This is a genomic window from Pseudomonas sp. MF4836 (assembly GCF_002018875.1).
Taxonomy (GTDB): Bacteria; Pseudomonadota; Gammaproteobacteria; order Pseudomonadales; family Pseudomonadaceae; genus Aquipseudomonas.
Genome location: NZ_MVOL01000017.1, coordinates 80241 through 103642 on the forward strand (window position 1 = coordinate 80241; position 23402 = coordinate 103642).

Sequence of the window (23402 nt, forward strand, 5' to 3'; positions counted from 1 at the left end):
ACCAACGCCCATCACCGCACCCCCTGAAGTGGAGCCACGTATTTGAGCACTCTGTTCCGCGAAGTCGGCATGCATGCCGCGCTGGGCCGTACCCTGACGCAGATCGGCACGCCTCGCTTCTGGAAGCAGCTGATCCTGCTGCTGCACCAGGTGTCGCCGTTCGATAACGCCCTGGCGATTTTCTACCCCCGCGATGGCCTGCCCCAGGCCCTGGAGGAATACGACGCCGAGCCCACGAGCAAGCCCGCATCGATGCTCAGCTACCTCAATGGCTTGTACCTGCTGGACCCGTTTTTCCAGGCCTGTCGCGAGGGTTATCCCAGCGGCCTGTATCGCCTGGAGGAAGTCGCCCCCGATCACTTTCGCCAGAGCGAATACTTCCTCAACTACTTCCACGACAACGTGCTCGAAGACGAGCTGCAGTTGATCCTGCAGATCCCCGAGGGCGGCACCCTGTCGTTGTCCCTGGGCATGCAACGGCTGTTCAGCGCCGAAGAAGTCGGCCAATTGACCACGTTTGCGGCCTGGGTCCTGCCGCTGATGCAGCAGCACTGGCAGCAAAGCGCAGTGCGCGCCCTGCCCGCGCCCGCCGAGGAAATGGCCAGCCAGATCCGCGATGCGCTCAGTCATTTCGGTTGTGGAGTGTTGTCGGACCGGGAGCTGGAGATTGCGCGCCTGATCCTGCGCGGGTTTTCCTCAAAGGCCATGGCCGAGCGCCTTAAAATCTCCCCGGACACCATCAAGGTTCACCGGCGCCACCTGTACGCCAAGCTCGATATTTCCTCCCAGCCCGAGCTGTTTTCGCTGTTTATCCAATCCCTGGGGCATGACCTGGAAAACCCCTGAAGCCAGGGGTTTTCCGCAACAGCAGACACGGGCCAGAGGTCGACCAGGTGCCGGGAACCGCGCCTAGCCGTTCAATGAGTGGGCCCGGTAATCCCGTGGTGACTGGTCAAAGTGCTTTTTGAAGGTACGGCTGAAATGCGCCGAATCGGTAAAGCCCCACTTGAAGGCGATATCGGTGATCGACTCATTGCGCAGCCGCGGGTTGCTGAGGTCGGCGGCGCTGCGATTGAGCCGCGAACGCTGGATGAATCGGCAGACGCTGTCACCCTGCTCCTCAAACAGACGGTACAACTGACGCACGGAAATATTCATCTGATTAGCCAGGGACACCGGGCTCAGGTTGGGCTCGTTCAGCGACTGCCGGATCAATTGCTGTGCCTGGCTGCACAGGCTGCCCCCGTGCAGGCTGTCGTAACCGTCCAGGCTGTGGCTGCTGGCCTGGCGCAGCGTGGGGCCGAGCAAGGCGATCAAGGCTTCCTGCAACGCCTCGCCCTCCTGCTGGGCGGCGCAGCCTTGCAGCTCGCCGGCGCAGATCTGCTCCACCAGCATGCGCATCAGCCGGCCGCTGGCGCAGTTCTGCGACAGCTTGCCAAACTTGCGCTGATGGGCCGGAAGGTGGCGGTACACCTCATCCCGGGACAGGTGGAACGAAGAGTGCTCAATCAGGCCGTGGGGCACGATTTCACAAGCGCCGGCCGAGTCCAGCAGCGCCATGTCTCCAGGCGCCAGCTCGATCGTCTCGCCGCCCTGGCGCAGCTGGGCATGGCCGCTGCGCTGCATGATCAGGAAGCAGTGGCGATCGTCGTCCTGATCGACACTGGTGCTCTTGCGCGAGATCAGCCCGGCATTGGTGCGGATCTGCGCGACTTCCAGGCCTGCGTAATCCAGCAGCCCGACCTCACCGATAAACAACGCCGAGTTCAGCGCCGGGCGTGCGTCAAAACGACCGCACACACCCTGCAGCGCGCCGACCCAGGAACCGAAACTATGCGAAGCAAGCATGTGCACCTCCAGAAGCCGGTTGAGACCGCCTTTGTTGTTATGGCGATATCATTAACATGTTATCTATTTGCCAGGCAAGGAGCCTTGGCACCATGGATAGTTTGTTATGGCTTAAGCACGGCGTATGCCAGCAGAGACGGTTATGGTTGTCAGAACTCTCCTAGAAGGCTGTACAACCGTGTGAAGGTGGCCAGCAACGCGGCGCGCTGCTCGTGGGTCAGACGGATGTAGCGACGAAACCCGGGCAGACGATTGACCACTTCACTGGCACCGAAGTGTTCCAGGCGTACCTGCCAGCCCTGCGCGTCGCGTTGCAGCTCCAGACGCTTGAAGTCCAGGGGCAGCAGCGCAGCGAGCAAGGGCGCATCGGCGTGCAAGCGCTCCAGCAGTGGTGCCATCGCCTGCGCAGAACCCTCACTCAGCCGCGCAGCCACACCCTGGCGACGGATCGCCCCGGTGTGGCGCAGCACGATTTTCGTCGCCTCGGTCTGCTGGCTGGGCACCCGCAGCACGAACTCGCACACCACGATGTGCATCAGCAACTGGGCCTGGGCCCGCTCCTGCACCTCAAACTCCAGGTCGCCCGTGCTGAATTGCACCCGAGTCGGGCTTGCGACCTCACATTCCAGACCTGCGAGATCACGCCGCAGTTGCCCCAGGGTAACGCCCGGGCGATAGCCGGAGGGCGGCCGGTCCCAGACATCAGAGAGGTTTTGCAGCCAGCTTGAACTGTTCATCAGGCATCGCTCCCGGCGCGTTGTGCACCTCTGATTGCAGGTTGAACGCTTTCTCCAGCACCTCTTCCACCGGCACCGGGCGGAATGGATTGACCTTTTGCACAAACACGGTCCAGACCAGGGCATAGACCGCCGTCAGGCCGAGCATGCTGCCAAATGGCACATAGATATCACGCGGATTCATGCCCGGCGGGGTGATAAACCACATGCCCAGCAGAATGCCCACCGAAGAGACGATCTGCGGCAGCGGGAACCACGGTGACTTGTAGGCCCGTGGCAAGTCCGGCCGACGAATGCGCAACACCACCACCGACAGCGTGACCAGCAGGTAAGCCGTACTCCAGGCGCAAACCGCCGCCAGTACCAGGTGCATGATGTTGTCGGTACTGCCACCCAGCCACCAGGCGTGCAGGCACGGAATCAACACCGCCACGGCAATGCACAGCAACGGCGTCTTGAAGCGCGGATGCAGGTAGGTAAAGACTTTGGGCAAGGCGCCATCCAGGGCCATGCCGTAGAGAATCCGTGGCAGGCCGGCCATCAGGGTATTGATCGTTGCAGCGCCGGCGAACAGCAGGCCGACACCCAACCAGATACGCCCGAAGGGCCCCATGATCTGCTCGGCGAACTGCGGGATGGCCATGGGCGTATCCAGCAGATGCACGCTGCCGTCTGCGGTAAGGGGGATATTGGCCACCTGGCGTTTCATCGCCGCGCCGTAGATGAACATGCACGTCGCCACACCCACCAGGCCCAGGGCCATGGCTCGTGGAATGGTCTTGGCCGCCTTGCGCACATCCGGGGTCAGGGGCGTGACGAACTCGCAGCCGACGAACATGAACATCGCCATGCCCACCAGTGACAGGATCGTCGGCAGGTCGGTGCCGACCATGGACTCGCCAAACCAGCCATTGAGCTCCACTGCCGGTGCCTTGATCACTCCAACCACGCCAAAGATGATCAGGGTGGTCCACATGCCGAAGGTCAGGATCACCTCGGCGCGGCTGAACGCGGTGATGCCCACGGCATTCAGCAAGCCGAAGAAAATCACCAGCCCGACCCCGACCAGCCAGGCGCTGCCGCTTTGCTCGAGCATGGTGTTGAGTGACTCGAAGTTGACCAGGGCCATGATGCCGCTGAGGATGGTTTCCGCCGTGCCGGCAAACACATGCACGATCAGGTAGGCGGAAATCGTCCCGGTGATGGCAAAAAACCGTCCCAGGCCACAGGCCAGGTAGTCATACACCGAACCGTTGGTGGGTAGCAGGCACGCGGCTTCGGCGAAGGTGGTCGACTGGGCGAGCATCATCACCATGGCGATCACCATGGCCACGGCAAAGGCGCCGCCGCCCAGGCCGAAGCCGGTGGTGGCAGTGAGGATCACCGGGCTGGCCATGATCAGGCCGACCGCACTGGCCAGTGCCGTGGGGAAACCGACCACGCCCTGGTTCAGGTGTCGGGTGAGTTTGTCGTTGAATGACATGGTTCTGGACCTCGAAAGCATGCGTTAGTGATTGTTGTTTTAGGCATTTCAAGGGCGCACCCGAAGGTGCGCGAATTGCTTTGCTGTCTGACGCAGCTTGAACGGAACCTGCTCGACTACCCGAGCAGGCACTGTCGTGCAACAGGGCCATCGACGTCTCCATCGTCGAACTGACGAGGCCTGCAGCCAATCAGTAGGCGATGCATACCGACTTGTTCTCGGTATACGCCTCGATCGCCGCATGGCCCATCTCGCGACCGATGCCCGATTGCTTGTAACCGCCAAACGGCATCGACGGATCGAGCATATTGTGGGTATTGACCCAGACCGTACCGGCCTTGATTCGCGGAATCAGCGCCATGACCTTGGCCAGGTCGTTGGACCAGATGCTCGCCCCCAGCCCGTATTGATTGTCGTTGGCCAACTCGACCACTTCATCCAGGCTGTCGAACGGGGTGGCCACCACCACCGGACCGAAGATCTCCTCACGCACCACCTGCATATCGGCAGTGACATCGGTCAGCACTGTCGGGCGCACGTAGAAGCCCTGCTCGCCATGGGCAACGCCACCACAAACCACCCGCGCGCCTTCGGCCACACCACGCTCGATCATGCCCAGCACGCGTTTTTGCTGTTTTGCCGAAATCAGCGGATTGATCTGTGCCTGTTCATCCAGCCCGGGGCCAATGTTCAGCCCACCAGCGATGGTCGCCAACCGCTCCAGCACCTGGTCGAAGATTGCGCGCTGGATATAGAGGCGCGACCCTGCGGTGCACACCTGGCCCTGATTGAAGAAGATGGCCCCTGCTGCGCCGGCGGCCGCCACCTCGGGAGAGCAATCATCGAGCACGATCACCGGGGATTTACCGCCCAGCTCCAGGGAAAACCGAGTCATGTTGTCGACTGCGGCATGCCCGATGACCTTGCCGATCTGGGTCGAGCCAGTGAACGCCACTTTGTCGATCCCCGGGTGCCCGGCCAACGCGGCACCGGCTACGGCGCCAGTACCGGTCACCACGTTCACCACGCCTTCAGGGATGCCTGCTTCCAGGCACAGCTGCCCCAGGCGCAAGGCTGTCAACGGTGTTTCGTCCGCCGGCTTGAGCACCACCGTGCAGCCACAGGCCAATGCCGGAACGATTTTCCAGATCGCCATCAGCAACGGGAAATTCCACGGCACGATGGCCCCCACCACCCCCACCGGCTCCGGCACCGTATAGGCGCGGTACTTGGCTCCGGGCACCGCGGCGATCGAAACGTCCAGGCTCTTGCCCTCGATCTTGGTCGCCCAGCCCGCCATATAACGGGTGAATTCCGCTGCGGCGCCGACTTCCAGGGCGCGGGCAAGGTGGATCGACTGGCCGTTGTTGAGGGTTTCGAGCTGGGCCAGGTGTTCGCCATTGGCCTCTAGAAGGTCGGCCAGCTTCAGCAGCAGACGCTCACGGTCGGCCGGGCGTTGCGCTGCCCAACTGCCGCAGAAGGCCCGGCGCGCAGCGGCAACGGCGAGGTCGACATCCGCCGCGGCAGCCGCGGCCACCCGGGTCAGCTCCTCGCCGGTGGCGGGGTTGAAGACCGGCATCTGCGCACCGGATAGCGCTGGCTGGCTGTGACCGTCAATCAGCAGTCCATGCTGACTGTCTATAAATGCAGCGACACGTGGGTCGATGGCAACGCTCATCTGGAATCCTCGGAAATAGACCTAGTTCGAGACAGACTCTGAGCGCAAAGCCGAACGTCGTCTTGATCCTGGCTGCCGGGAAACTTGGCACTGGCTGCCAGCCCATCGATGCCCTGCACAATCCGTCACCAATGATCGCTGCGCGCGGCGTCATGCCTTGCATCAGTCTGGCAGTGACGATCAAGAACCCTGGCACACAGAGGCAAGCGCCAGGGGTATAAATGACGCACTAATAGACCCACGCTGTCCGTGCGTTATCAGGAGACTCAACGTGAGCGAACAAAGCCGCTTCTGGCACCCCATGCTGCACCCCAACGAAATGAAGCAACGCGAGCCGATTCGTATTGTCCGTGGCGATGGCTGCTATGTGTATGACGACAAGGGCCACCAACTGGTGGATGGCGTTGCCGGGTTGTGGAACGTCAACGTCGGCCACAACCGCAAGGAAGTGAAAGCGGCGATCACCGCGCAGCTGGATGAGCTGGAGTATTTCCAGTTGTTCGACGGCGTCAGCCACCCTCGTGCCGAAGAGCTGTCACGAGTGGTGATGAACCTGCTGGAGCCCGAAGGGATGCGCCGCGTGGCGTTCAGCAGTGGCGGTTCGGACGCCATCGAAACCGCCCTGAAGCTGGCCCGCCAGTACTGGAAACTCGAAGGCCAGGCCGATCGCACCAAGTTCATCTCCCTGCGCCAGGGCTACCACGGCACCCACTTTGGTGGCGCCTCGGTCAATGGCAACACCGTGTTCCGTCGCAACTACGAGCCGCTGCTGCCAGGCTGCTTCCATGTCGACACCCCATGGCTGTACCGCAACCCCTACAGCCAGGACCCGGAAGAACTCGGCAAGATCTGCGCCGACATTCTCGAACGTGAAATCCAGTTCCAGAGCCCCGACACCGTCGCGGCCTTTATCGCCGAGCCGATCCAGGGCGCCGGCGGCGTCATCGTGCCGCCCGCCAACTACTGGCCGCTGATCCGTGAGGTGTGTGACAAGTACGGCGTGCTGCTGATCGCCGACGAAGTGGTGACCGGTTTCGGCCGCAGCGGCTCGATGTTCGGCAGCCGCCTGTGGGGCGTAAAACCCGACATCATGTGTTTGGCCAAGGGCATCACCTCAGGCTACATCCCCCTGGGCGCCACCGTCGTCAACGAACGGGTCGAAGCGGCGTTCGAGAAGAACAGCAACTTCACCGGCGCCATCATGCATGGCTACACCTACTCCGGGCACCCGGTGGCCTGTGCCGCGGCCCTGGCCTGCCTGGATATCGTGGTCAAGGATGATTTGCCGGCCAATGCCGCGAAAATGGGCGACTACATGCTCAAGCGCCTGCAGCCCTTTGCCGAACGCTTTGACAGTGTCGGCGAAGTACGCGGCAAGGGTCTGATGGTCGCCCTCGACCTGGTGGCCGATAAAACCACCCGCGAGCCAATCGACCCCATGAGTGGCTACGCCAACCAGGTGGCACAGATCGCCCGCGACAACGGCGTCATGGTGCGCCCGGTGGGGACCAAGATCATTCTCTCGCCACCTCTGGTGATCCAGCAGGAGCAGGTCGACGTGATCGTCAATGCCCTGGAACTGGGCCTGTCCCAGGCGCGCCGCTGACGCTACCCAGCGGTTGCTGCGCTCGATAAGGCCCCTTCGGGCCTTATCGTCCCTTTGTGTGGTTGCCTCAATCCAAGGAGTCATCGATGAGCCAGTCACCCGCCCTGCCCGATGCCCTCGAACTCGGCCAGCGCTGTATCCGGGCATTTACCCAGGTCGTGCCGGCCACCCTCTGTGCGTTCTATCGCATTGACGAGCAACTGCAGGCCCAACACTTTTCGCTGCATCGCATGACCCCGCACATGCACGACGCTTACCTGCAACGCTACCGTCACTACGACCCGTTGCGGCCCCGCAACTGCGCCGCGGCAGGCCGCCCGGTGCTGTCGCTGCACATGGGCATGGCCCAACAGGGCCGTCACGAGACCGAGGTCTACCAGGGCTTTTTACAACGCAACGGGGTGTGCGATGTGGTGGAGATCCTGGCCAGCGACGGTCAGCGGCCGATTGCCGGCTTGTCGCTGCTGCGTGATGCCAGCCTCGGACGTTTCAGCCCTGATGAGCTGACAACCCTGCACGCCCTGCAGGGGCTGCTGGAAATCGCCGCCCAGGCGCCCTACTCCCAATCCGACCAACGCCTGGCCGCACTCACCCCGAGGGAGCAGGAAATCGCCTGGCTGCTGCGCGAAGGCGCCAGCAACAAAGTCATTGCCCAGCACCTGGGCCTGGGCCTGCCGACGGTCAAGACTCACCTGATCAACCTGTTTCGCAAAGCCGCTGTCGGCAACCGCACCGAGCTGGTCAAGGTGCTATTCCTCTAGAACTCAACCATCCGGTTGATGGGCGACGCGGGTCGACGGGATGACTATGGAGTCTTCCCTCAACCGACAAGACCCAGCCCATGACCACCCACACACAACCAGAATGGATCACCGTCGGCGCCCTGGCCGATGGCTTTGCCAGCGACAACCACATCCTTCCGGCACTCGATGACCTGAAGGGCCGTAGCCTCACGCTGCACTTCGCCAACGGCTGGCTGATCGAGCACCAATTCGGCGCCGAGACCCTGCACTGGCAAACCGCTGATAACGACGCCAGCGGCGATGCGCCCTATCGCGCCAGCTCAATCCGGCCGGGCATCTACCTGGTGGACTTTCTCAAGCTGGAAGACGGCCGGACCCACTCGGTCAGCCTGGTGCTGGACTTGATGCACAACCTATTCACCGCCGTGATCGGGCAAATGCCGACCCAGGCCGAAGCCGCAGTCGACCTGTTCAGCCGCGCGTTATCCGGCCGGGAGCTGACGGCGGTCAGCGCGCAGTTCCTGCATGGCAGCATCGACTTGCCCTTCACCCCCGATACCCCTCGACACGCGCCGACCCTGGAGCTGGTTGGCCTGCGCAACCAGTACATCTACAGCGCCACCGAAGCCTATGAACATGTGTACCTGAACTCGAACTTCTACAGCTGGCAGTGCCTGGAAGGCGTTGAACAGGGGCTGGCGGATACCGACCGCTGCCACTACTACAAGGTCGCCGATCAGCTCTACCTGTTTGTCTGGCGGGAAAAGATCGTCCCCACCCTGGGCCTGGTATTGATTGACCTGGCAGCCGGCAAGACCGACGGCAAGATCTTCGGCTACCAGGGCGACGACTTCAGCAGCGCCGCCAACTTCCCGGTGGGCGCCCTCGCCTACGTGCTCAATCGCACCGAATACCGTTAAGCCCCTTTGAACTGGAGCGTTACCCATGACCCTCGGCCTTGATCTCGAACGTGTTGCCAGTTGCTACCAAACCGAGCTGCGACAATTCGCCGAACGCCATCCCCGTTCCGGCGAGTACTACCAGGAAAACCTCAAGCATTGGCTGTACGGTGCTCCCCTGCACTGGATGCAGCAATGGCCGGGGCTATATCCGATCCTGGTCGCCGATGCCCAGGGCGCGACCCTGACCGACTGCGACGGGCACACCTATGTCGACTTCGCCCTGGGCGATACCGGCGCCATGTTCGGTCACAGCCAACCGGCGGTCGCCAAAGCCATTGGCCATCAGGCGCTCCACGGCTCGACCCTGATGCTACCCACTGCCGATAGCCTGTGGGTCGGCCAGGAACTGGTGCGCCGTTTCGGCCTGCCGTACTGGCAGGTCACGACATCGGCCACTGACGCCAATCGTTTCGTCCTGCGCCTGTGCCGGATGATCACCGGTCGCGAAAAGGTGCTGGTGTTCAACTGCAATTACCACGGCAGCGTCGACGAGTCCCAGGTGGAGTTCGACAGCGCCGGACAGATGATTCCTCGCGAAGGGGTGCACGCCAACGGAATCAAACATGACACCACCACGCGACTGGTGGAATTCAATGACCTGGCCGCCCTCGAAGCCGCCCTGGCCCAGGGTGACGTGGCCGCGGTACTGACCGAACCCTTCATGACCAACGTCGGCATGGTGCCGCCGGCACCTGGCTTTCACGATGGCCTGCGAGCACTGACACGACGCTTCGATGTGCCGCTGATCATCGATGAAACCCACACCATCTCCTGCGGCCCTGGCGGCTACAGCGGCGAACACGGCTTGCAGGCGGACTTCTTTGTGCTCGGCAAATGCATCGCTGGCGGTATTCCCGCTGCGATATGGGGCTGCAGCCAGGCCATGGCCGAGCGGATCTGGCGGGTGCTGCCGCATTTCCAGCCGGGACAGGCGATCAACCATTTCGGCTTCGGCGGCACCCTGGCCGGCAACGCCCTGCAAATGGCCGCCATGCGCGCGACCTTCAGCGACGTGATGACCGAGGCCAACTATGCCCACATGATCACGCTGGCCGAGCGGCTGCGTGAGGGGGTCCAGCGCATCATCGACACCCATCGCCTGCCCTGGCATGTGACTCGCATCGGCGCGCGCGTCGAATACCTGTTTATGGACCACGCCCCGCGCAATGGCGGCGAAGCCCATCACGCGCGCCATGGGTTGATCGAGGCCTACCTGCACCTGTACCTGCTGAACCGTGGGGTGTTGCTGACGCCCTTCCACAACATGGCCCTGATGTGCCCGGCCACCACCGCGCAGGACGTCGACCTGCACAATCGCTTGCTGGACCAGTGCCTGAGCCAGGTCCTTGCCCAGCCCAACCTTCAGGGAGCTGTTTCATGAGCCAGGACCTGACAGGACGTATCGCCCTGGTCACCGGTGCCGGCCAGGGCATTGGCCGGGCGATTGCCCAGGTGTTTGCAGCACAGGGGGCCAAGGTCATGCTGGCGACCCGCTCCCGGGACAACGGTGAACAAACCCTGCGCCTGATACGCGAGGCCGGGGGCCAGGCCGAGTTGCTGACGGTCGACCTTGGCAGTCGCAGCGCCGCCAATCGGGCGGTAGAAGCCACCCTTGAAACCTTTGGCGGACTGGACCTGCTGCTGCACAACGCCGGCGTGTTTCCGATGCAGAAGCTGATCGACCTGAGCGATGACACCTTGGAGCAGACCCTGGCGGTCAACCTCAAGAGCTGCTTCTGGCTGACCCAGGCCGCCTTGCCAACGCTGCGCCTCGCCCAGCACCCGCGCATCGTCATCACCTCCTCGGTCACCGGCCCACGCACGGCGATTCCCGGGCTGGCCCACTACGCCGCGTCCAAGGCCGGGGTCAACGGTTTTATCCGCAGCGCGGCGCTGGAACTGGCCGAATATGGAATCACGGTCAATGGGGTCGAGCCCGGCCTGATTGCCACCCAGGCCATGGCCAACCTCGGTGACTCTCCGGAGTTGGCCGAGCATATCCCGCTCAAGCGCCTGGGCAGCCCCGAGGACATTGCCTATGCCATGCTGTTTCTGGCGTCGCGCAACGCCGGCTATATCACTGGGCAAACCCTGGTTGTCGATGGTGGTGCGCTGTTGCCGGAAAATGCACAACTGAGCTGAGGCAGTCGCCGTCCGTGGTGCAAGCCCTGGAGTCGTTAGGGCGCTGCCGAGGGCCAGCGCAGCCTGCGGCAGCGGCTACAGAAGGTTGTAGCCGCTGCCGAGCCGCGCGTGGACGCCAGGATCCAAGGGCAGGTTCGGCACTCCAGCTCAACTCGCCCGCCGCCCTCAACTGCCGGTGCGGATCTTGTTCCACAGCCGGGTACGGATCCGGTCGATGTTCAGCGGCATGGCTTCCAGGGCAAACAGTTTGCCCATCATGTCCGGGCTCGGATAAACCTTGGTGTCGTTCTTGATTGCAGGGTCGATCAGGCTGTCTGCCTGCTGGTTACCGTTGGCGTAATGCACGTAGTTGCTGATAGCGGCCATGACGTCAGGGCGCAGCAGGTAGTTCATAAAGGCGTAACCCGCCTTCTCATCCGGAGCATCGGCCGGCATCGCCACCATGTCGAACCAGATGGCTGCGCCCTCCTTGGGAATCGAATAGCCGATTTCCACGCCATTCTTGGCTTCTTTGGCCCGGCTTTCAGCCTGCAGGATGTCGCCGGAGAATCCCACCGCCACGCAGATGTCACCGTTAGCCAGGTCGCTGGTGTATTTGGAGGAGTGGAAGTAGCTGATGTAAGGCCGAACTTTCATCAGCAGTTCCTCGGCTTTTTTGTAATCCGCCGGGTTCTGGCTGTGGTGAGGCAACCCAAGGTAGTTCAAGGCTGCTGGGAGCAACTCGGGACCGTTATCGAGGATCGCCACCCCGCACTTCTGCAACTTCTGCATGTTTTCGGGCTTGAAGATCAGGTCCCAGGAGTCCACCGGCGCATTGTCGCCCAGCACCGCCTTGACCTTGGCCATGTTGTAGCCGATGCCGGTGCTGCCCCACAGGTAAGGAAACCCATGCGCATTGCCCGGGTCGTTGGTTTGCAGGGCCTTGAGCAGTACCGGGTTGAGGTTCTTCCAGTTCGGCAACTGGTCCTTGTCGAGCTTTTTCAGGGCGCCACCCTGGATCTGCCGGGCCATGAAGTGGTTTGACGGAAACACCACGTCATACCCGGATTTGCCGGTCATCAACTTGCCGTCCAGGGTTTCGTTGCTGTCATAGACGTCGTAGCTGAAACCGATGGCGGTTTCCTTCTGGAAATTCTTCATCGTGTCCGGCGCGATGTAGTCCGACCAGTTGTAGATCTTCACCGTCTCGGCGGCCTGGCCGAGTGCAGCGACAAGCATCAGGGGAGCGAACAGCAGCGAAGCTGGGGTCATGCGGGTCATGGGGCGATTCCTGGGTATGGGCTATTTTTATTGGCAGGCAATCAAGGGATCAGGGATCAAAGGATCAGAAAATCAATACATAGCTCTTGCGCACGGTTTCCTGGATATCCCAGATTCCGGTGCTGTTGGCCGGCAACATCAGGGCATCGCCGGCTTCTATGGTCAGGGTTTCACCGTTGTCTGGAGTAAAGGTGCAGCGGCCTTGAATAAAGTGGCAGAACTCCTGGGCCACGATCTGCCGCCGCCAGCGCCCCGGTGTGCACTCCCAGATGCCGGTCTCGACCCCGTCGTTACGCTCGACGCAGGTCACCGACGTGACGGCGACCGGGCTACCCAGGGGCACGGCGACCGGGCTCGATTGATCGAGGACAGCCGTGGCGGTGTTCTTGAATTGAGTGATGCTCATGGTTCTACCTATGGGTTGGAAATCGCACAGTCAGTGCATGAAGCCTTCCATGAAACCGGCCACGCGACTGGCCAACTTGCGCCGCCACGGTGGGCTGGCCGGGTTGGCCAGGGTCTGGTCTTCATGGACAAAACTGCGAATGATCGCGTTGTAGCCCAGCCAGCGACAGGGTTCAGGCTCCCAGGGGCGCAAGCCATCCACACGACCCTCGGCCATGACCCAGGGCTGGCGCACCAGCGGGCTGTCGCGTTCAAGAATCAGATCGGCCAGGGTGCGGCCGCCGAGGTTGCTGGCTCCAACCCCTTCGCCACCGTAGCCACCGGCCAGGGCAATGCCATGGCGCCGGTCGCAGAGCATATGGGGCTTGAAGTGGCGGGACATGCCCAGGTTGCCGCCCCAGGAGTGGGTGATGCGCACATTCTTCAGCTGTGGGAACAGCTCGCCGAACAGATACCGGCGCAACCCGACTTCGTTGTCGCTCAAGGTGAAGTCATGCCGCAGCTTGCCGGCAAAGCGGTATCCGCCACGGGCACCGAACACCAGGCGGTTATCCAGGGTGCGCTGGCCGTAGGTCACCTGACGGCTGCTTTCACTGAACGCTTGCCCGTGCTCCAGGCCGATCTCGTCCCACAGTGCCTGGGACAGCGGCTCGGTGGCCACCAACAGGCTCTGCACTGGCATCTGATAACGGCCCAGGGGCGGCAAGGTCACCGAGTAGCCTTCTACCGCCGGTACCGTCCAACGGCTACGCACTTGGGCCTTGACCGTTTGCAGCCCGCCAGACTGCCAATGGGTGACCGGGCTGTTTTCGTAGATCTGCACGCCCATGCCTTCAACCACCCGCGCCAGGCCACGTACCAGTTTGGCGGGATGGATGGTCGCGCAATGAGGGGAATAGATAGCGCCATAGGCATTGGCGATACGCACCTGCTGGCCCAGTTGCTCAGGGCTGAGCCAGTGGTAGTCGGCATCGGTAAGGCCCTGGGCATGCAGCTTGGCCAGGTATTGACGCAGGCCAGTTTCCTGTTCGGGATAGCGCGCCGCGCAGTACAACACCCCGCTCTTGCGGTAATCACAGTCGATGGCTTCACGTTCGATGACGTTTGCCACCTCATCCGGAATGCTGTGGAGCAGATCAAAGGACGCCCGACGCTCTTCGCTCGACAACCCGGCCAGCAACCTGTCCTCCCCCAACAGATTGCCCATTAGCCAGCCACCATTGCGCCCAGAGGCACCGAAGCCGGCGGTCTGGGCCTCGACAATGGCGATGCGCAACTGCGGCGCCTGGCGCTTGAGGTAGTAAGCCGTCCACAGCCCGGTGTAACCGGCACCGATGATGGCTACGTCGACATCCAGATCCTGCTCAAGAGACGGCCGCGCCAGCAGCGGCTCGTCGAGCTGGTCCATCCACAAACTGATAGTGCGCCATGCTGGCATGCAACAACTCCGCAACCGAGTTTTCGATAGCGGCGATCCTAGTGGCTGGGGTCAGGCGTTGTCTTGCGCGCGTGCACGCAAAGAAATTTGCTTGGCGTAAGCCTTGGGCGACTGGCCGGTGTGCTGGCGAAAACAGCTGTAGAACGCCGACAGCGAATTGAAGCCGGCGGCAAAGGCCAACTCATCGACACGCAGCGGAGGCGTCGCCTGGTCCAACGCCAGCAGCAGGTGCTGCAAGCGCGCCTGGTTCACATAGCGGTAGAAGCTCTGGCCCAGTACTTGGTTGAGCAGGTAAGAAATCTGATTGCGGCTGTAACCGCACTCCTTCGCCACCCGTTGCAAATCCAGCTCAGGATCCAGATACGGCTGTTGCCGCTCGAAATACTGCTGCAAGTCTTCGGCCATGAAGCTCAGTTGGCGCGGCGACAATCCCAGGCGGCTCGCAGCTGGGCGCATGCTGTGGCGCGCTTTGTCGGGCAGGGTCTCGTGCACCAAAGAGGCGTATTCATTGACGCGCCAGATCAGACCGTCACGCACGGTAATCGCCTCGCTGGCGCGAAATGACACCAGGCCGCGGCCGCCACGCAACGTGACCTGGTACTGGATAAACGCAGTATTGCCATCCACCCGGATGCGATCGCTGTGCTCCAGGGCTTCGTCCGCGTCGCGGGGCATGCTGCTGGCCACGTACTCACGCAATTGATCCAGGCCCAGGGTGCGGTTCTGGAAAAAGTCGTTGTATTGAATCTCGGGATGGTAAAGCGCCATCACGCCATCCAGATCCCGGTGCTTCCAGCACAGGTGATAGCGCATCACGGTTTCGGCGGTGGCCTGGGTTTGCTGCGGGCCGTCATCAAAGGCGGACATAGGGCACTCGTCAAAATAAAAACCGAGCTTGCCGAAGTTGGCAGGCGGCTTCAATGGGCAATCCCGGTCGCGCGAATACTGGCATTGTGCCCAAAAATCGCGAGGACATGACCTGCATCAAAATTCTGCAAGGCAATCGCCAAACGGCCTGAAAAAAAACCGCGGACTGTCACAAGCGGGTGCTATTTTTACAAGCTCCACAGGAAGGACCATCGACGGTCCATCCTTACCTACCGCGAGCAAAAGGAAGCGCTCAATGATCCAGGTGGGCATCTCATGAATAGAGTTTCCGTCAGCAAGGTCACCTTTCCCAACGCATGTCAGTTGATGCGCTGGCATTTTCACCCCATGGGTTTCGAGGCCAGCATGGATGCGCCCGGCAGCATGATCGCCCGGCTCTTCGATCGCGTCAGTGGCGAAACCATGATCGCCATAGCCGGCATCCCCTGCGCCACCGTGATGAACGCCACCGACGTCGAGCGAATAATCGAGGCGGTGGAAGATGAACTTGAGTCCTTCACGCCGCCTTTGGCACTCAAGGCCTGACTACCCAACCTTTTGAACCAAAGCCCGCTTATGCAGCGGGCTTTTTCATGCACGCAAATCGTTGAAAAACGCTTTGCCCCGCGCAACCCGATCAGACGCCTTGGGTGCATTGGCAGCCGCAGATTCCTGCCCATCGACGTACCAGTAGCAGTGCTTCACCGCACGGGTGATACCGACATAGGCCAGGCGCAGGATTTCATCCTTCTGTGCGCTGTCGTAGGGCTCGGCGTCGCCGTCCTTGCCCAGGCCGGCCATGCGATAGACCTGATTCTTGTAGGGCGAGCTGGTCAAGTGTTGACAATCACCCAGCAGGAACGCGGCATCCGCCTGCAAGCCCTTGGAGCTGTGATAGGTCAGTTGCTTGAGCCTGCGAGCTTCGATCGGCAACCTAGAATCAACATTAACTATTTGATTAATATGCTCTTCAATCAATAACTTATCGCTACTTTTTCGAAAGAGCATCAAGATTGAATCGCCTTTCTGATAGTGCTCGGCCAGGCGCTTGCCCAGACCTGCGTCATCTCGGTCCAGCACCTGCACCGGGCGCAACTCCTGCTCGGCCCCACTGGCCTTGGCTTTTTTCCCGCTGATCGCCGGCGCCGCCCGGACAATGTGTTCAGCGGCGTCGATGATGTGCTGGTGGCTGCGGTAATTCTCGCTGAGCATGACCCGGGTGGTGCTGGGCGACGGGAACTCCTTGTTGAACTCCATGAAGTATTTCGGCGAACTGCCACGCCAGCCATAGATCGACTGCCAGTCGTCGCCCACACAGAGCAGGGACGACCGCTGGGCGCCGCGCCCTACGTGCATGGCCGGGCCGCGACTGCGGATTTCCCGCAGGCAAGCGCGAAGCCAGGAGACGATCTGCGGCGAAACATCCTGGAATTCGTCGATCATCAGATGTGATAAAGGGCGCAGGCGCTCATTGCTCAACAGCTTGAGGTTCTCCGGCGAATGCTCGCTGAATAAGGCGAACATGCGGTTGTAACTCATGATCGGCGGCGACTGGTCCAGCAAATGGTCTTCCAGGGCCCGCCAGAACAGGCTGAGCGCTTCGAAGAAATACCGATCCGGGTCATCCTTGGCAAAGCTCATGCGCCCAACCGCATCGCACACATCCAGCCCGAGGTTCTCGATAAAGCCTGCGGCACCGACAAAACAATCCAGTAATGGCGCCGAAGCCAGCTCACCCTTGACCTTGTAGTCGAAACCCGGCCCCGCGCTGGCATCTCCGGCCAATGACGACAGGACGCGCTTTGCTGAATCATAAGAATCAAGCCATATCAAAGGCTTATGGAAGAAAGCTTGAAACAGGGTGCGTTTGACCGCCCATTCCGCGCGCACTGTGAGCTTGGCCCCGGGACGGCTGACCTGGGGGTTTTCCCGCGGGTCGAAGCCCAGCACCACCCAAGCATCCAACTCGGCCGCATAACCATGGCAATGGAAGCGCGAGCCGTTGATTTCGATGCTTTGTCGATTGGGCTCGATCCCCTTGATCGGCCAGGCGCCAGCTCGAAACCACAGGTCTTCCAGGGTGTCGCACAGCTCTTCGTCGCGCTTGGCGGCCAATTCGGTGACCGCCATGCGCTTTTGCACATCAGGGTGATCGCGCTCCAGCTCCTTGAGCTGCAAGGCATGGCGCAACAGCGGCTTGATTGCCTGGCGAAAGCGCTCATCGCGGCCATGCAAGACGTGGTAGCAGGCATTCAGGTGACGGCGTTGGGCGTCGTTGATGCGCAGGTCGAACGGATTGCTCTCCACCTCCTCATCCGCGCCCGGCCCACGCTCACTGAGGTTTTCAAACGCCTGCAGGCGTTCGAACCCCGGCAGACTGCGCACCATCGGCAGGATCCGCGAGTGAAAGGTGCGCACCACTTCCCGCGCGTCGCGCAAGCCCAGACTAAGGCCCCAGAGGCTGAACACCTGGATCAGTTTCTGGATAAAGTCCTTACGCGACTCACGGGTAAAGGTCACCACCGTCAAGGAGTCGAGCTCAAAGCCCAGGTAGTGATGCAGCAACAGGATGCGCAGCACCAGGGAAGTCGATTTGCCCGCCCCGGCGCCGGCGATCACGGAAGTGGACGGGGTATCGCTGAAAATCATCTTCCACTGCGCCGTGCTCGGCTGGGCATGGGCCGGTAGCAAGCGGGCGACATCGGCCTTGATGCGCTTCTTCAACTCCGCACTCAGCGGCAGGCGCCAGTCATCGAACAGCAGGTCATCTACGCCAGGAGCACGGTGCTCGGTATTGCGCGTATCGCGGATCAACAGCACCTGACGGCCTTCCTCGATGCCTTCGAGCTTGCCCTCCTTATAGCCATACTCGACGCCAGCGGTATGCCCGCTGCGAAAGCCATCCGCCTGGCCGTGCAGCCAGGAAGCCCGATGCTGAGCGCGTAGACGGGTAAGGCCATGTCCGAAAAACCTGGCTGCCAGCCGCTTGAACAGCGGCATTTCGGCCAGTGGCAAAAGCTCGGGAGGAAGATCGGGGGTGTGTTGCGGCACGCTGACTCCAGGGTGTGAGACTGTGTGGGCTATGGTCGCTGCATTTGCCGCTGACTTCTAGCGAAATGCTTACAGGTCATCCACTTAAGCGATGAATTGAAGATTCGACAGCAGCAACGGGCCCGTATAAATATCTAATTTATAGATTGGATTACGGCATTTTTTGCGCTTTTTATCGATGCATGGCTGATAGATGATGCTCGCCATCAACCGGGATTGGCGCTCTACGGCAGCGACCAGGCCGATCCCTTACAGGAGACGATCATGCTTGAACTCAGACCTTTTGCATCCCTGGGCGGCGCCCATCATGGCTGGCTGGATGCTCACCACCACTTTTCGTTTGCCGAATACCACGACCCGGCACGCATGAACTGGGGCAACCTGCGGGTGTGGAACGATGACGTGATCGCCCCTGGCACCGGTTTCCCCCAGCACCCGCACCGCGACATGGAAATCATCACCTATGTGCGAGAAGGCGCCATCACTCACCAGGACAACCTCGGCAATAAAGGCCGGACCGAAGCCGGCGACGTGCAGGTGATGAGTGCTGGCACCGGGATCGCCCACAGCGAGTACAACCTGGAATCGACGCCAACCCGGATCTTTCAGATCTGGATCATTCCCAACCAGGCCGGCGCAGCGCCATCCTGGGGCGCCAAGCCTTTCCCCAAAGGCCAGCGCGAAGGGTTTGTGACCTTGGCCAGCGGCAAGCACGGCGATGACCAGAGCCTGCAGATTCGCGCCGATGCGCGCCTGGTGGCGGCCAACCTCAAGGCTGGCGAATCAGCCGAATATGCACTGGACCCGGGCCGGCGTGCCTACCTGGTGCCCGCTACCGGGGTGATTGAAGTCAACGGCTTGCGTGCACAAGCTCGAGACGGTGTGGCGGTTGCCGAGGAAAGCGTCTTGCGAGTGACGGCGATCGAGGACAGTGAAATCGTGCTGGTGGACCTGGCCTGATAAAACAGAAGCCATAAAAAAGGGCGACCCTGGGGTCGCCCTTTTTTTACCTGCCTGTCAGTTGCCGCTGATGGCGCCATCCACCAGGGTCTGGGCTTCCTGCACCAATTGCTTGAGGTGGTCATCACCGATAAAGCTTTCGGCGTAGATCTTGTAGATGTCCTCGGTGCCCGAAGGTCGCGCGGCGAACCAGCCGTTGGCGGTCATGACCTTGAGCCCGCCGATGGCCTGATCATTACCCGGCGCGTGGCTGAGGATCTGCTCAATTGCTTCACCAGCCAGTTGGGTCGAGGTGACCTGCTGCGGCGAAAGCTTGCTGAGCAAGGCTTTCTGTTGCGGATTGGCCTTGGCATCGACCCGTACCGAAAAAGGTTCGCCCAGCTCATCACACAGGGCACGGTAGGCCTGGCTCGGATCGCGGCCAGTACGGGCGGTCATTTCTGCTGCCAGCAAGGCCGGGATCAATCCGTCCTTGTCAGTACTCCAGACACCGCCGTCCTTGCGCAGGAATGAGGCGCCGGCGCTTTCCTCGCCGCCAAAACCCAACGAGCCATCGAACAGGCCGTCGGCAAACCACTTGAAGCCTACTGGCACTTCATACAAACGGCGGCCCAAGCGCTTGGCAACCCGGTCAATCAGGCCACTGCTGACCACAGTCTTGCCAACGGCGGCATCGGCGCGCCATTGCGGGCGATTCTGAAACAGGTAGTCGATGGTGACTGCCAGGTAATTATTCGGCGCCAGCAGGCCACCGCTCGGGGTGACGATGCCGTGGCGGTCGTGGTCAGGGTCGCAGGCGAAGGCCACATCGAAGCGATCCTTCAGGCCGATCAGCCCCTGCATTGCGTAGCTGGAGGACGGGTCCATGCGGATCTGCCCGTCCCAGTCCACCGACATAAAGCGGAAAGTCGGGTCGACCTGCTTGTTCACCACGTCCAGGTCCAGGCGATAGTGCTCGGCGATTGCCGACCAGTAGCGCACCCCTGCTCCACCCAGTGGATCGACGCCCAGATGCAGCTTGGCGCCACGGATGGCATCCATGTCGATCACATTGATCAAGTCGGCGACATAGGTGTTGAGGTAATCGTGACGGTGGGTGGTATCGGCTTTCAGCGCCTGCTCGTAGCTGATGCGCTTGACCCCGGCGAGCTTGGCGGCGAGCAATTCGTTGGCCTTGGCTTCGATCCACTTGGTGATATGGGTATCGGCCGGACCACCGTTGGTGGGGTTGTACTTGTAACCGCCGCTTTGTGGCGGGTTGTGCGATGGGGTGATGACGATGCCGTCCGCCAGGCCCGAAGTGCGGCCGCGGTTGTAGCACAGGATGGCGTGGGAAACGGCCGGAGTGGGTGTGTACTCATCCCCGGCGGCAATCATGACCGTCACACCGTTGGCGGCAAGCACTTCCAGGGCACTGGCACCGGCAGGCGTGGACAGCGCATGGGTGTCGATGCCGACAAACAGCGGGCCATCGATACCCTGGGATTCGCGATACAGGCAGATGGCCTGACTGATGGCCAGTACATGCCATTCGTTGAAACTCAGATCGAACGAGCTGCCACGGTGCCCCGAAGTACCAAAGGCAACACGTTGGGTAGAAACCGAAGCATCGGGCTGGCCGGTGTAATAGGCCGTTACCAGTCGCGGGATATCGACCAACAATTCAGCTGGTGCCGGCTTGCCCGCAAAAGGACTGAGTGTCATGCAAAACCTCTGGAAAAGGATGATTCGGGAGTGGAAGGCAGTTTACTGGCAGTTTGACCATCGCGCGACGGGATCTATCCCATGGCATGAGCGGAACTTGCAGAATTTGCACAACGAACACGCAGGCGCCGCCCGGGACGGGCTGAAGTGATCGGGAGGGAAGATGAAAGACCGGCGCTTGAGGCACCGGTGCGATAAAAAACGCCAGGGTTCGTGGTGGCGAACCCTGGCGTTGGGATCAGGCCGATTCGACCTGCAGCGCAACCCGCTCGCGGCATGGACACTCATCCATGTAACGGTGCGCTTCGACAAACTCATTGAACGGGAACACCCGGGTCTTCAGCGGCAGCAGCACTCGGTCCGCGGTCAGCTGGTTGATGTCACGCAAGGCTCGTTGCAGTGCCACCTGGTCCTGGACGATACCCAGCTCCGGCTTGCCGGTGAAGTTGCCGATGCAGTGCACAAAGAACTGGATGTTCTTCTGGAACGCCGCGCAGGCCGGGAATGGCGTCTGGTTACCGCCCTGCAGGCCATACAGGACCAGGCTGCCACGCGGCGCCAGGACATCGCCCAGCAGTGACATCTGCGGGCCACCCAAGCCATCGAACACCACGTCCACGCCACGGCCGTCAGTGAACTTGTTGATCTGCATCAGCAGGTCCTGTTCCTCGGTGACGATCACTTTCTCGGCGCCCAGGGACAGCAGATACTCGCGCTCTTCCGCGGTCTTGGTCGCGGCAATCACCCGCACCCCAAGGGCTTTGCCCAGCTGGACAAAGGATGGGCCGGCGCAATGGCTGGCATCGGTAACCAGGGCGAACTGCCCGGGTTTGACTCGGGCCAGATCGGCGTAGGCGAAATAGGCAATCAGCAGCGGCGTGTAATGCACGCTGGCCTCGATCGGGCTGAGAATGTCCGGATAACGGGTCAGGGCCGAACGCGGCAATACGATCTGCTCGCCGTATACCGGGTAATCATTGGGGCTTTCGGCAGGGAAACTGGCGACTTTGTCACCCACTGCCAGGTCGTCGACGCCATCACCGACTGCGGTGACCACACCGGCCATCTCATGCCCCAGGCCTGAAGGCAGGCGAGCATGGGACGAGGCCAGGTTCTGGCGCCAGAGAATGTCATACCAACTGATGCCAATCGCCTCGACGCGCACCTGCACTTCGCCTGGCGCAGGCAAAGCGGCCGCATGCTCTTCGCATTTGAGCACCTCGGCCGAGCCAAACTTGTGAAAACGGATCGTGCGGGACATCGCAAACCTCGTCAAAGTAACCTCTAATGCCCTGAACTTTATCTGGGCTTTTACAGCAAGACCATCAGTGGCTATTAATAGTCGACATGCCTGTCATTGATTCCGCAGCTCCGGCAACCCTTATAAACCGCGTGCCAGAGCGTACTTGCCTGGCAGGAAACTGAATTAGCCGGTGCAGAGTAGCAGCCTTTCCCCGTAAGATTCACGCCGGCCATTGTTCTTATATGGCCGCTCTCGTCAAGTTTGCTGACTCTGCCAGGACTCCAGATGAATCGTAATGACCTGCGTCGTGTCGACCTGAACCTGTTGATCGTGTTCGAAACATTGATGCATGAACGCAGTGTGACCCGTGCCGCCGAGAAATTGTTCCTCGGCCAGCCCGCCATCAGCGCGGCGTTGTCGCGCCTGCGCAGTCTGTTCGACGACCCCCTGTTTGTACGCACCGGCCGCAGCATGGAGCCTTCGGCGCGGGCGGTGGAAATCTTCGCCCTGCTCTCGCCGGCCCTGGATTCGATTTCGACCGCGGTCAGCCGCGCCGCCGAATTCGACCCGGCCACCAGCACCGCCGTGTTTCGCATCGGTCTGTCGGACGATGTCGAGTTCGCGCTGCTGCCCATGCTGCTCAAGCGCCTGCGCGCCGAAGCTCCCGGAATCGTGCTGGTGGTACGCCGCGCCAACTACCTGCTGATGCCGGCGTTGCTGGCCTCGGGCGAAATCTCGATTGGCGTCAGCTACACCACCGACCTGCCGGCCAACGCCAAGCGCAAGGTATTGCGCCGCAGCCTGCCCAAATTGCTGCGCGCCGACACCGTACCCGGCGCCTTGAGCCTGGATGACTTCTGCGCCCGCCCCCATGCCCTGGTCTCGTTTGCCGGCGATCTCAGCGGTTTTATCGATGAAGAGTTGGAAAAACTCGGACGCAAGCGCCACGTGGTGCTTGCCGTACCGCAGTTCAACGGCTTGAGCACCCTGCTGTCGGGCACCGATATCCTGGCCACTGTTCCGGATTACACCGCCGAAGCCCTGACCGCCGCTGGCGGCGTGCGCGCCGAAGACCCACCGCTGCCGGTACGCGACTTCGAACTGCACATGGCCTGGCGCGGCTCCCAGGACAACGACCCGGGAGAGCGTTGGTTGCGGTCGCGGATTCAGATGTTTTTTGGCGATCCTGAGAGTCTTTAGACGTAGTCTGGCAGGCTGTTCGGCTGATCATTTCTGCCTTTCCACAAACCATGAAGCTCCATCCACTTCCAGTGG

At 61.4% G+C, this 23402-nt stretch carries 20 protein-coding genes; 9 read left to right on the forward strand and 11 right to left on the reverse strand.

Annotated features, from left to right (window positions below; genetic code table 11):
* The first annotated feature begins 42 nt into the window (after positions 1-42).
* Positions 43-846, forward strand: coding sequence for a helix-turn-helix transcriptional regulator (locus MF4836_RS30140; protein WP_078473432.1), 804 nt, complete (start codon positions 43-45; stop codon positions 844-846).
* 63 nt (positions 847-909) lie between these two features.
* On the opposite strand, the gene feaR is transcribed toward MF4836_RS30140, so the two are convergent.
* The 4 genes from feaR to MF4836_RS30160 all read right to left on the reverse strand — a co-directional run bounded on the left by feaR (position 910) and on the right by MF4836_RS30160 (position 5746).
* Positions 910-1848 carry a transcriptional regulator FeaR gene (gene feaR, locus MF4836_RS30145; RefSeq protein ID WP_078473433.1) on the reverse strand — a complete coding sequence of 313 codons (939 nt, stop codon included), beginning with the start codon at positions 1846-1848 and terminating at the stop codon, positions 910-912.
* A 149-nt stretch (positions 1849-1997) separates the two neighbouring features.
* Positions 1998-2585: a DUF3156 family protein gene (locus MF4836_RS30150; protein WP_078473434.1), complete on the reverse strand. Its 588-nt coding sequence runs from the start codon at positions 2583-2585 to the stop codon at positions 1998-2000.
* Complete coding sequence (locus MF4836_RS30155; protein WP_078473435.1) at positions 2551-4068, reverse strand: APC family permease; 1518 nt, start codon at positions 4066-4068, stop codon at positions 2551-2553. Before MF4836_RS30155 ends, MF4836_RS30150 begins: the two co-directional genes overlap by 35 nt.
* Positions 4069-4258: 190 nt before the next feature.
* Complete coding sequence (locus tag MF4836_RS30160) at positions 4259-5746, reverse strand: aldehyde dehydrogenase family protein (protein WP_078473436.1); 1488 nt, start codon at positions 5744-5746, stop codon at positions 4259-4261.
* Between the two features lie 271 nt (positions 5747-6017).
* Here MF4836_RS30160 and MF4836_RS30165 point away from each other — a divergent pair, with 271 nt between their 5' ends.
* The 5 genes from MF4836_RS30165 (at position 6018) to MF4836_RS30185 (ending at position 11199) form a co-directional block, all read left to right on the forward strand.
* Entirely contained in the window at positions 6018-7352 is a 1335-nt protein-coding gene (locus tag MF4836_RS30165; protein ID WP_078473437.1) for an aspartate aminotransferase family protein, read from the forward strand.
* 86 nt (positions 7353-7438) lie between these two features.
* Positions 7439-8113 carry a helix-turn-helix transcriptional regulator gene (locus MF4836_RS30170; RefSeq protein ID WP_078473438.1) on the forward strand — a complete coding sequence of 225 codons (675 nt, stop codon included), beginning with the start codon at positions 7439-7441 and terminating at the stop codon, positions 8111-8113.
* Positions 8114-8193: 80 nt separating this feature from the next.
* Positions 8194-9015, forward strand: coding sequence for a molybdenum cofactor biosynthesis F family protein (locus MF4836_RS30175; protein WP_078473439.1), 822 nt, complete (start codon positions 8194-8196; stop codon positions 9013-9015).
* Between the two features lie 25 nt (positions 9016-9040).
* Complete coding sequence (locus tag MF4836_RS30180; RefSeq protein ID WP_078473440.1) at positions 9041-10438, forward strand: aspartate aminotransferase family protein; 1398 nt, start codon at positions 9041-9043, stop codon at positions 10436-10438.
* Positions 10435-11199, forward strand: coding sequence for an SDR family oxidoreductase (locus MF4836_RS30185; protein WP_078473441.1), 765 nt, complete (start codon positions 10435-10437; stop codon positions 11197-11199). The genes MF4836_RS30180 and MF4836_RS30185 overlap by 4 nt, the downstream gene beginning before the upstream one ends.
* Before the next feature lie 165 nt (positions 11200-11364).
* Here MF4836_RS30185 and MF4836_RS30190 read toward each other — a convergent pair whose 3' ends face one another.
* The 4 genes from MF4836_RS30190 to MF4836_RS30205 all read right to left on the reverse strand — a co-directional run bounded on the left by MF4836_RS30190 (position 11365) and on the right by MF4836_RS30205 (position 15169).
* On the reverse strand, positions 11365-12450 hold the full coding sequence (locus MF4836_RS30190; RefSeq protein WP_078473483.1) for a polyamine ABC transporter substrate-binding protein: 1086 nt from the start codon (positions 12448-12450) through the stop codon (positions 11365-11367).
* A gap of 73 nt (positions 12451-12523) precedes the next feature.
* Positions 12524-12865, reverse strand: a complete 342-nt coding sequence (locus tag MF4836_RS30195; protein WP_078473442.1) for a cupin domain-containing protein — start codon at positions 12863-12865, stop codon at positions 12524-12526.
* Positions 12866-12895: 30 nt separating this feature from the next.
* Positions 12896-14302, reverse strand: a complete 1407-nt coding sequence (locus MF4836_RS30200; protein WP_078473443.1) for an NAD(P)/FAD-dependent oxidoreductase — start codon at positions 14300-14302, stop codon at positions 12896-12898.
* Between the two features lie 51 nt (positions 14303-14353).
* Positions 14354-15169, reverse strand: coding sequence for a helix-turn-helix domain-containing protein (locus MF4836_RS30205; RefSeq protein ID WP_078473484.1), 816 nt, complete (start codon positions 15167-15169; stop codon positions 14354-14356).
* Positions 15170-15445: 276 nt separating this feature from the next.
* Here MF4836_RS30205 and MF4836_RS30210 point away from each other — a divergent pair, with 276 nt between their 5' ends.
* The gene (locus MF4836_RS30210) at positions 15446-15715 is read left to right on the forward strand and encodes a DUF1652 domain-containing protein (protein ID WP_078473444.1); all 270 of its coding nucleotides are present in this window, start codon (positions 15446-15448) and stop codon (positions 15713-15715) included.
* A gap of 45 nt (positions 15716-15760) precedes the next feature.
* Here the strand turns inward: MF4836_RS30210 and MF4836_RS30215 are convergent, their stop codons facing one another.
* Positions 15761-18220: a UvrD-helicase domain-containing protein gene (locus MF4836_RS30215; protein ID WP_078473445.1), complete on the reverse strand. Its 2460-nt coding sequence runs from the start codon at positions 18218-18220 to the stop codon at positions 15761-15763.
* A gap of 264 nt (positions 18221-18484) precedes the next feature.
* On the opposite strand from MF4836_RS30215, the gene MF4836_RS30220 reads away from it, so the two are divergent.
* Positions 18485-19180 (forward strand): pirin family protein, encoded by a 696-nt coding sequence (locus tag MF4836_RS30220; RefSeq protein WP_078473446.1) that lies wholly within the window; start codon positions 18485-18487, stop codon positions 19178-19180.
* A gap of 57 nt (positions 19181-19237) precedes the next feature.
* On the opposite strand, the gene pgm is transcribed toward MF4836_RS30220, so the two are convergent.
* Together pgm and MF4836_RS30230 are read right to left on the reverse strand one after the other, a co-directional pair.
* Positions 19238-20884, reverse strand: a complete 1647-nt coding sequence (gene pgm / locus MF4836_RS30225; protein ID WP_078473447.1) for a phosphoglucomutase (alpha-D-glucose-1,6-bisphosphate-dependent) — start codon at positions 20882-20884, stop codon at positions 19238-19240.
* Between the two features lie 238 nt (positions 20885-21122).
* On the reverse strand, positions 21123-22145 hold the full coding sequence (locus MF4836_RS30230) for a zinc-dependent alcohol dehydrogenase family protein (RefSeq protein ID WP_078473448.1): 1023 nt from the start codon (positions 22143-22145) through the stop codon (positions 21123-21125).
* 267 nt (positions 22146-22412) lie between these two features.
* Between MF4836_RS30230 and MF4836_RS30235 the strand changes: the two genes are divergently transcribed.
* On the forward strand, positions 22413-23327 hold the full coding sequence (locus tag MF4836_RS30235) for a LysR family transcriptional regulator (protein ID WP_078473449.1): 915 nt from the start codon (positions 22413-22415) through the stop codon (positions 23325-23327).
* The last annotated feature ends 75 nt before the right edge of the window (positions 23328-23402 follow it).

Coding starts and splice junctions, on each gene's coding strand:
- feaR (WP_078473433.1), bottom strand. CDS start 1,848: ATGCTTGCTTCGCATAGTTTCGGTTCCTGGGTCGGCGCGCTGCAGGGT.
- MF4836_RS30150 (WP_078473434.1), bottom strand. CDS start 2,585: ATGAACAGTTCAAGCTGGCTGCAAAACCTCTCTGATGTCTGGGACCGG.
- MF4836_RS30155 (WP_078473435.1), bottom strand. CDS start 4,068: ATGTCATTCAACGACAAACTCACCCGACACCTGAACCAGGGCGTGGTC.
- MF4836_RS30160 (WP_078473436.1), bottom strand. CDS start 5,746: ATGAGCGTTGCCATCGACCCACGTGTCGCTGCATTTATAGACAGTCAG.
- MF4836_RS30170 (WP_078473438.1), top strand. CDS start 7,439: ATGAGCCAGTCACCCGCCCTGCCCGATGCCCTCGAACTCGGCCAGCGC.
- MF4836_RS30175 (WP_078473439.1), top strand. CDS start 8,194: ATGACCACCCACACACAACCAGAATGGATCACCGTCGGCGCCCTGGCC.
- MF4836_RS30180 (WP_078473440.1), top strand. CDS start 9,041: ATGACCCTCGGCCTTGATCTCGAACGTGTTGCCAGTTGCTACCAAACC.
- MF4836_RS30185 (WP_078473441.1), top strand. CDS start 10,435: ATGAGCCAGGACCTGACAGGACGTATCGCCCTGGTCACCGGTGCCGGC.
- MF4836_RS30190 (WP_078473483.1), bottom strand. CDS start 12,450: ATGACCCCAGCTTCGCTGCTGTTCGCTCCCCTGATGCTTGTCGCTGCA.
- MF4836_RS30195 (WP_078473442.1), bottom strand. CDS start 12,865: ATGAGCATCACTCAATTCAAGAACACCGCCACGGCTGTCCTCGATCAA.
- MF4836_RS30200 (WP_078473443.1), bottom strand. CDS start 14,302: ATGCCAGCATGGCGCACTATCAGTTTGTGGATGGACCAGCTCGACGAG.
- MF4836_RS30205 (WP_078473484.1), bottom strand. CDS start 15,169: ATGTCCGCCTTTGATGACGGCCCGCAGCAAACCCAGGCCACCGCCGAA.
- MF4836_RS30210 (WP_078473444.1), top strand. CDS start 15,446: ATGAATAGAGTTTCCGTCAGCAAGGTCACCTTTCCCAACGCATGTCAG.
- MF4836_RS30220 (WP_078473446.1), top strand. CDS start 18,485: ATGCTTGAACTCAGACCTTTTGCATCCCTGGGCGGCGCCCATCATGGC.
- pgm (WP_078473447.1), bottom strand. CDS start 20,884: ATGACACTCAGTCCTTTTGCGGGCAAGCCGGCACCAGCTGAATTGTTG.
- MF4836_RS30230 (WP_078473448.1), bottom strand. CDS start 22,145: ATGTCCCGCACGATCCGTTTTCACAAGTTTGGCTCGGCCGAGGTGCTC.
- MF4836_RS30235 (WP_078473449.1), top strand. CDS start 22,413: ATGAATCGTAATGACCTGCGTCGTGTCGACCTGAACCTGTTGATCGTG.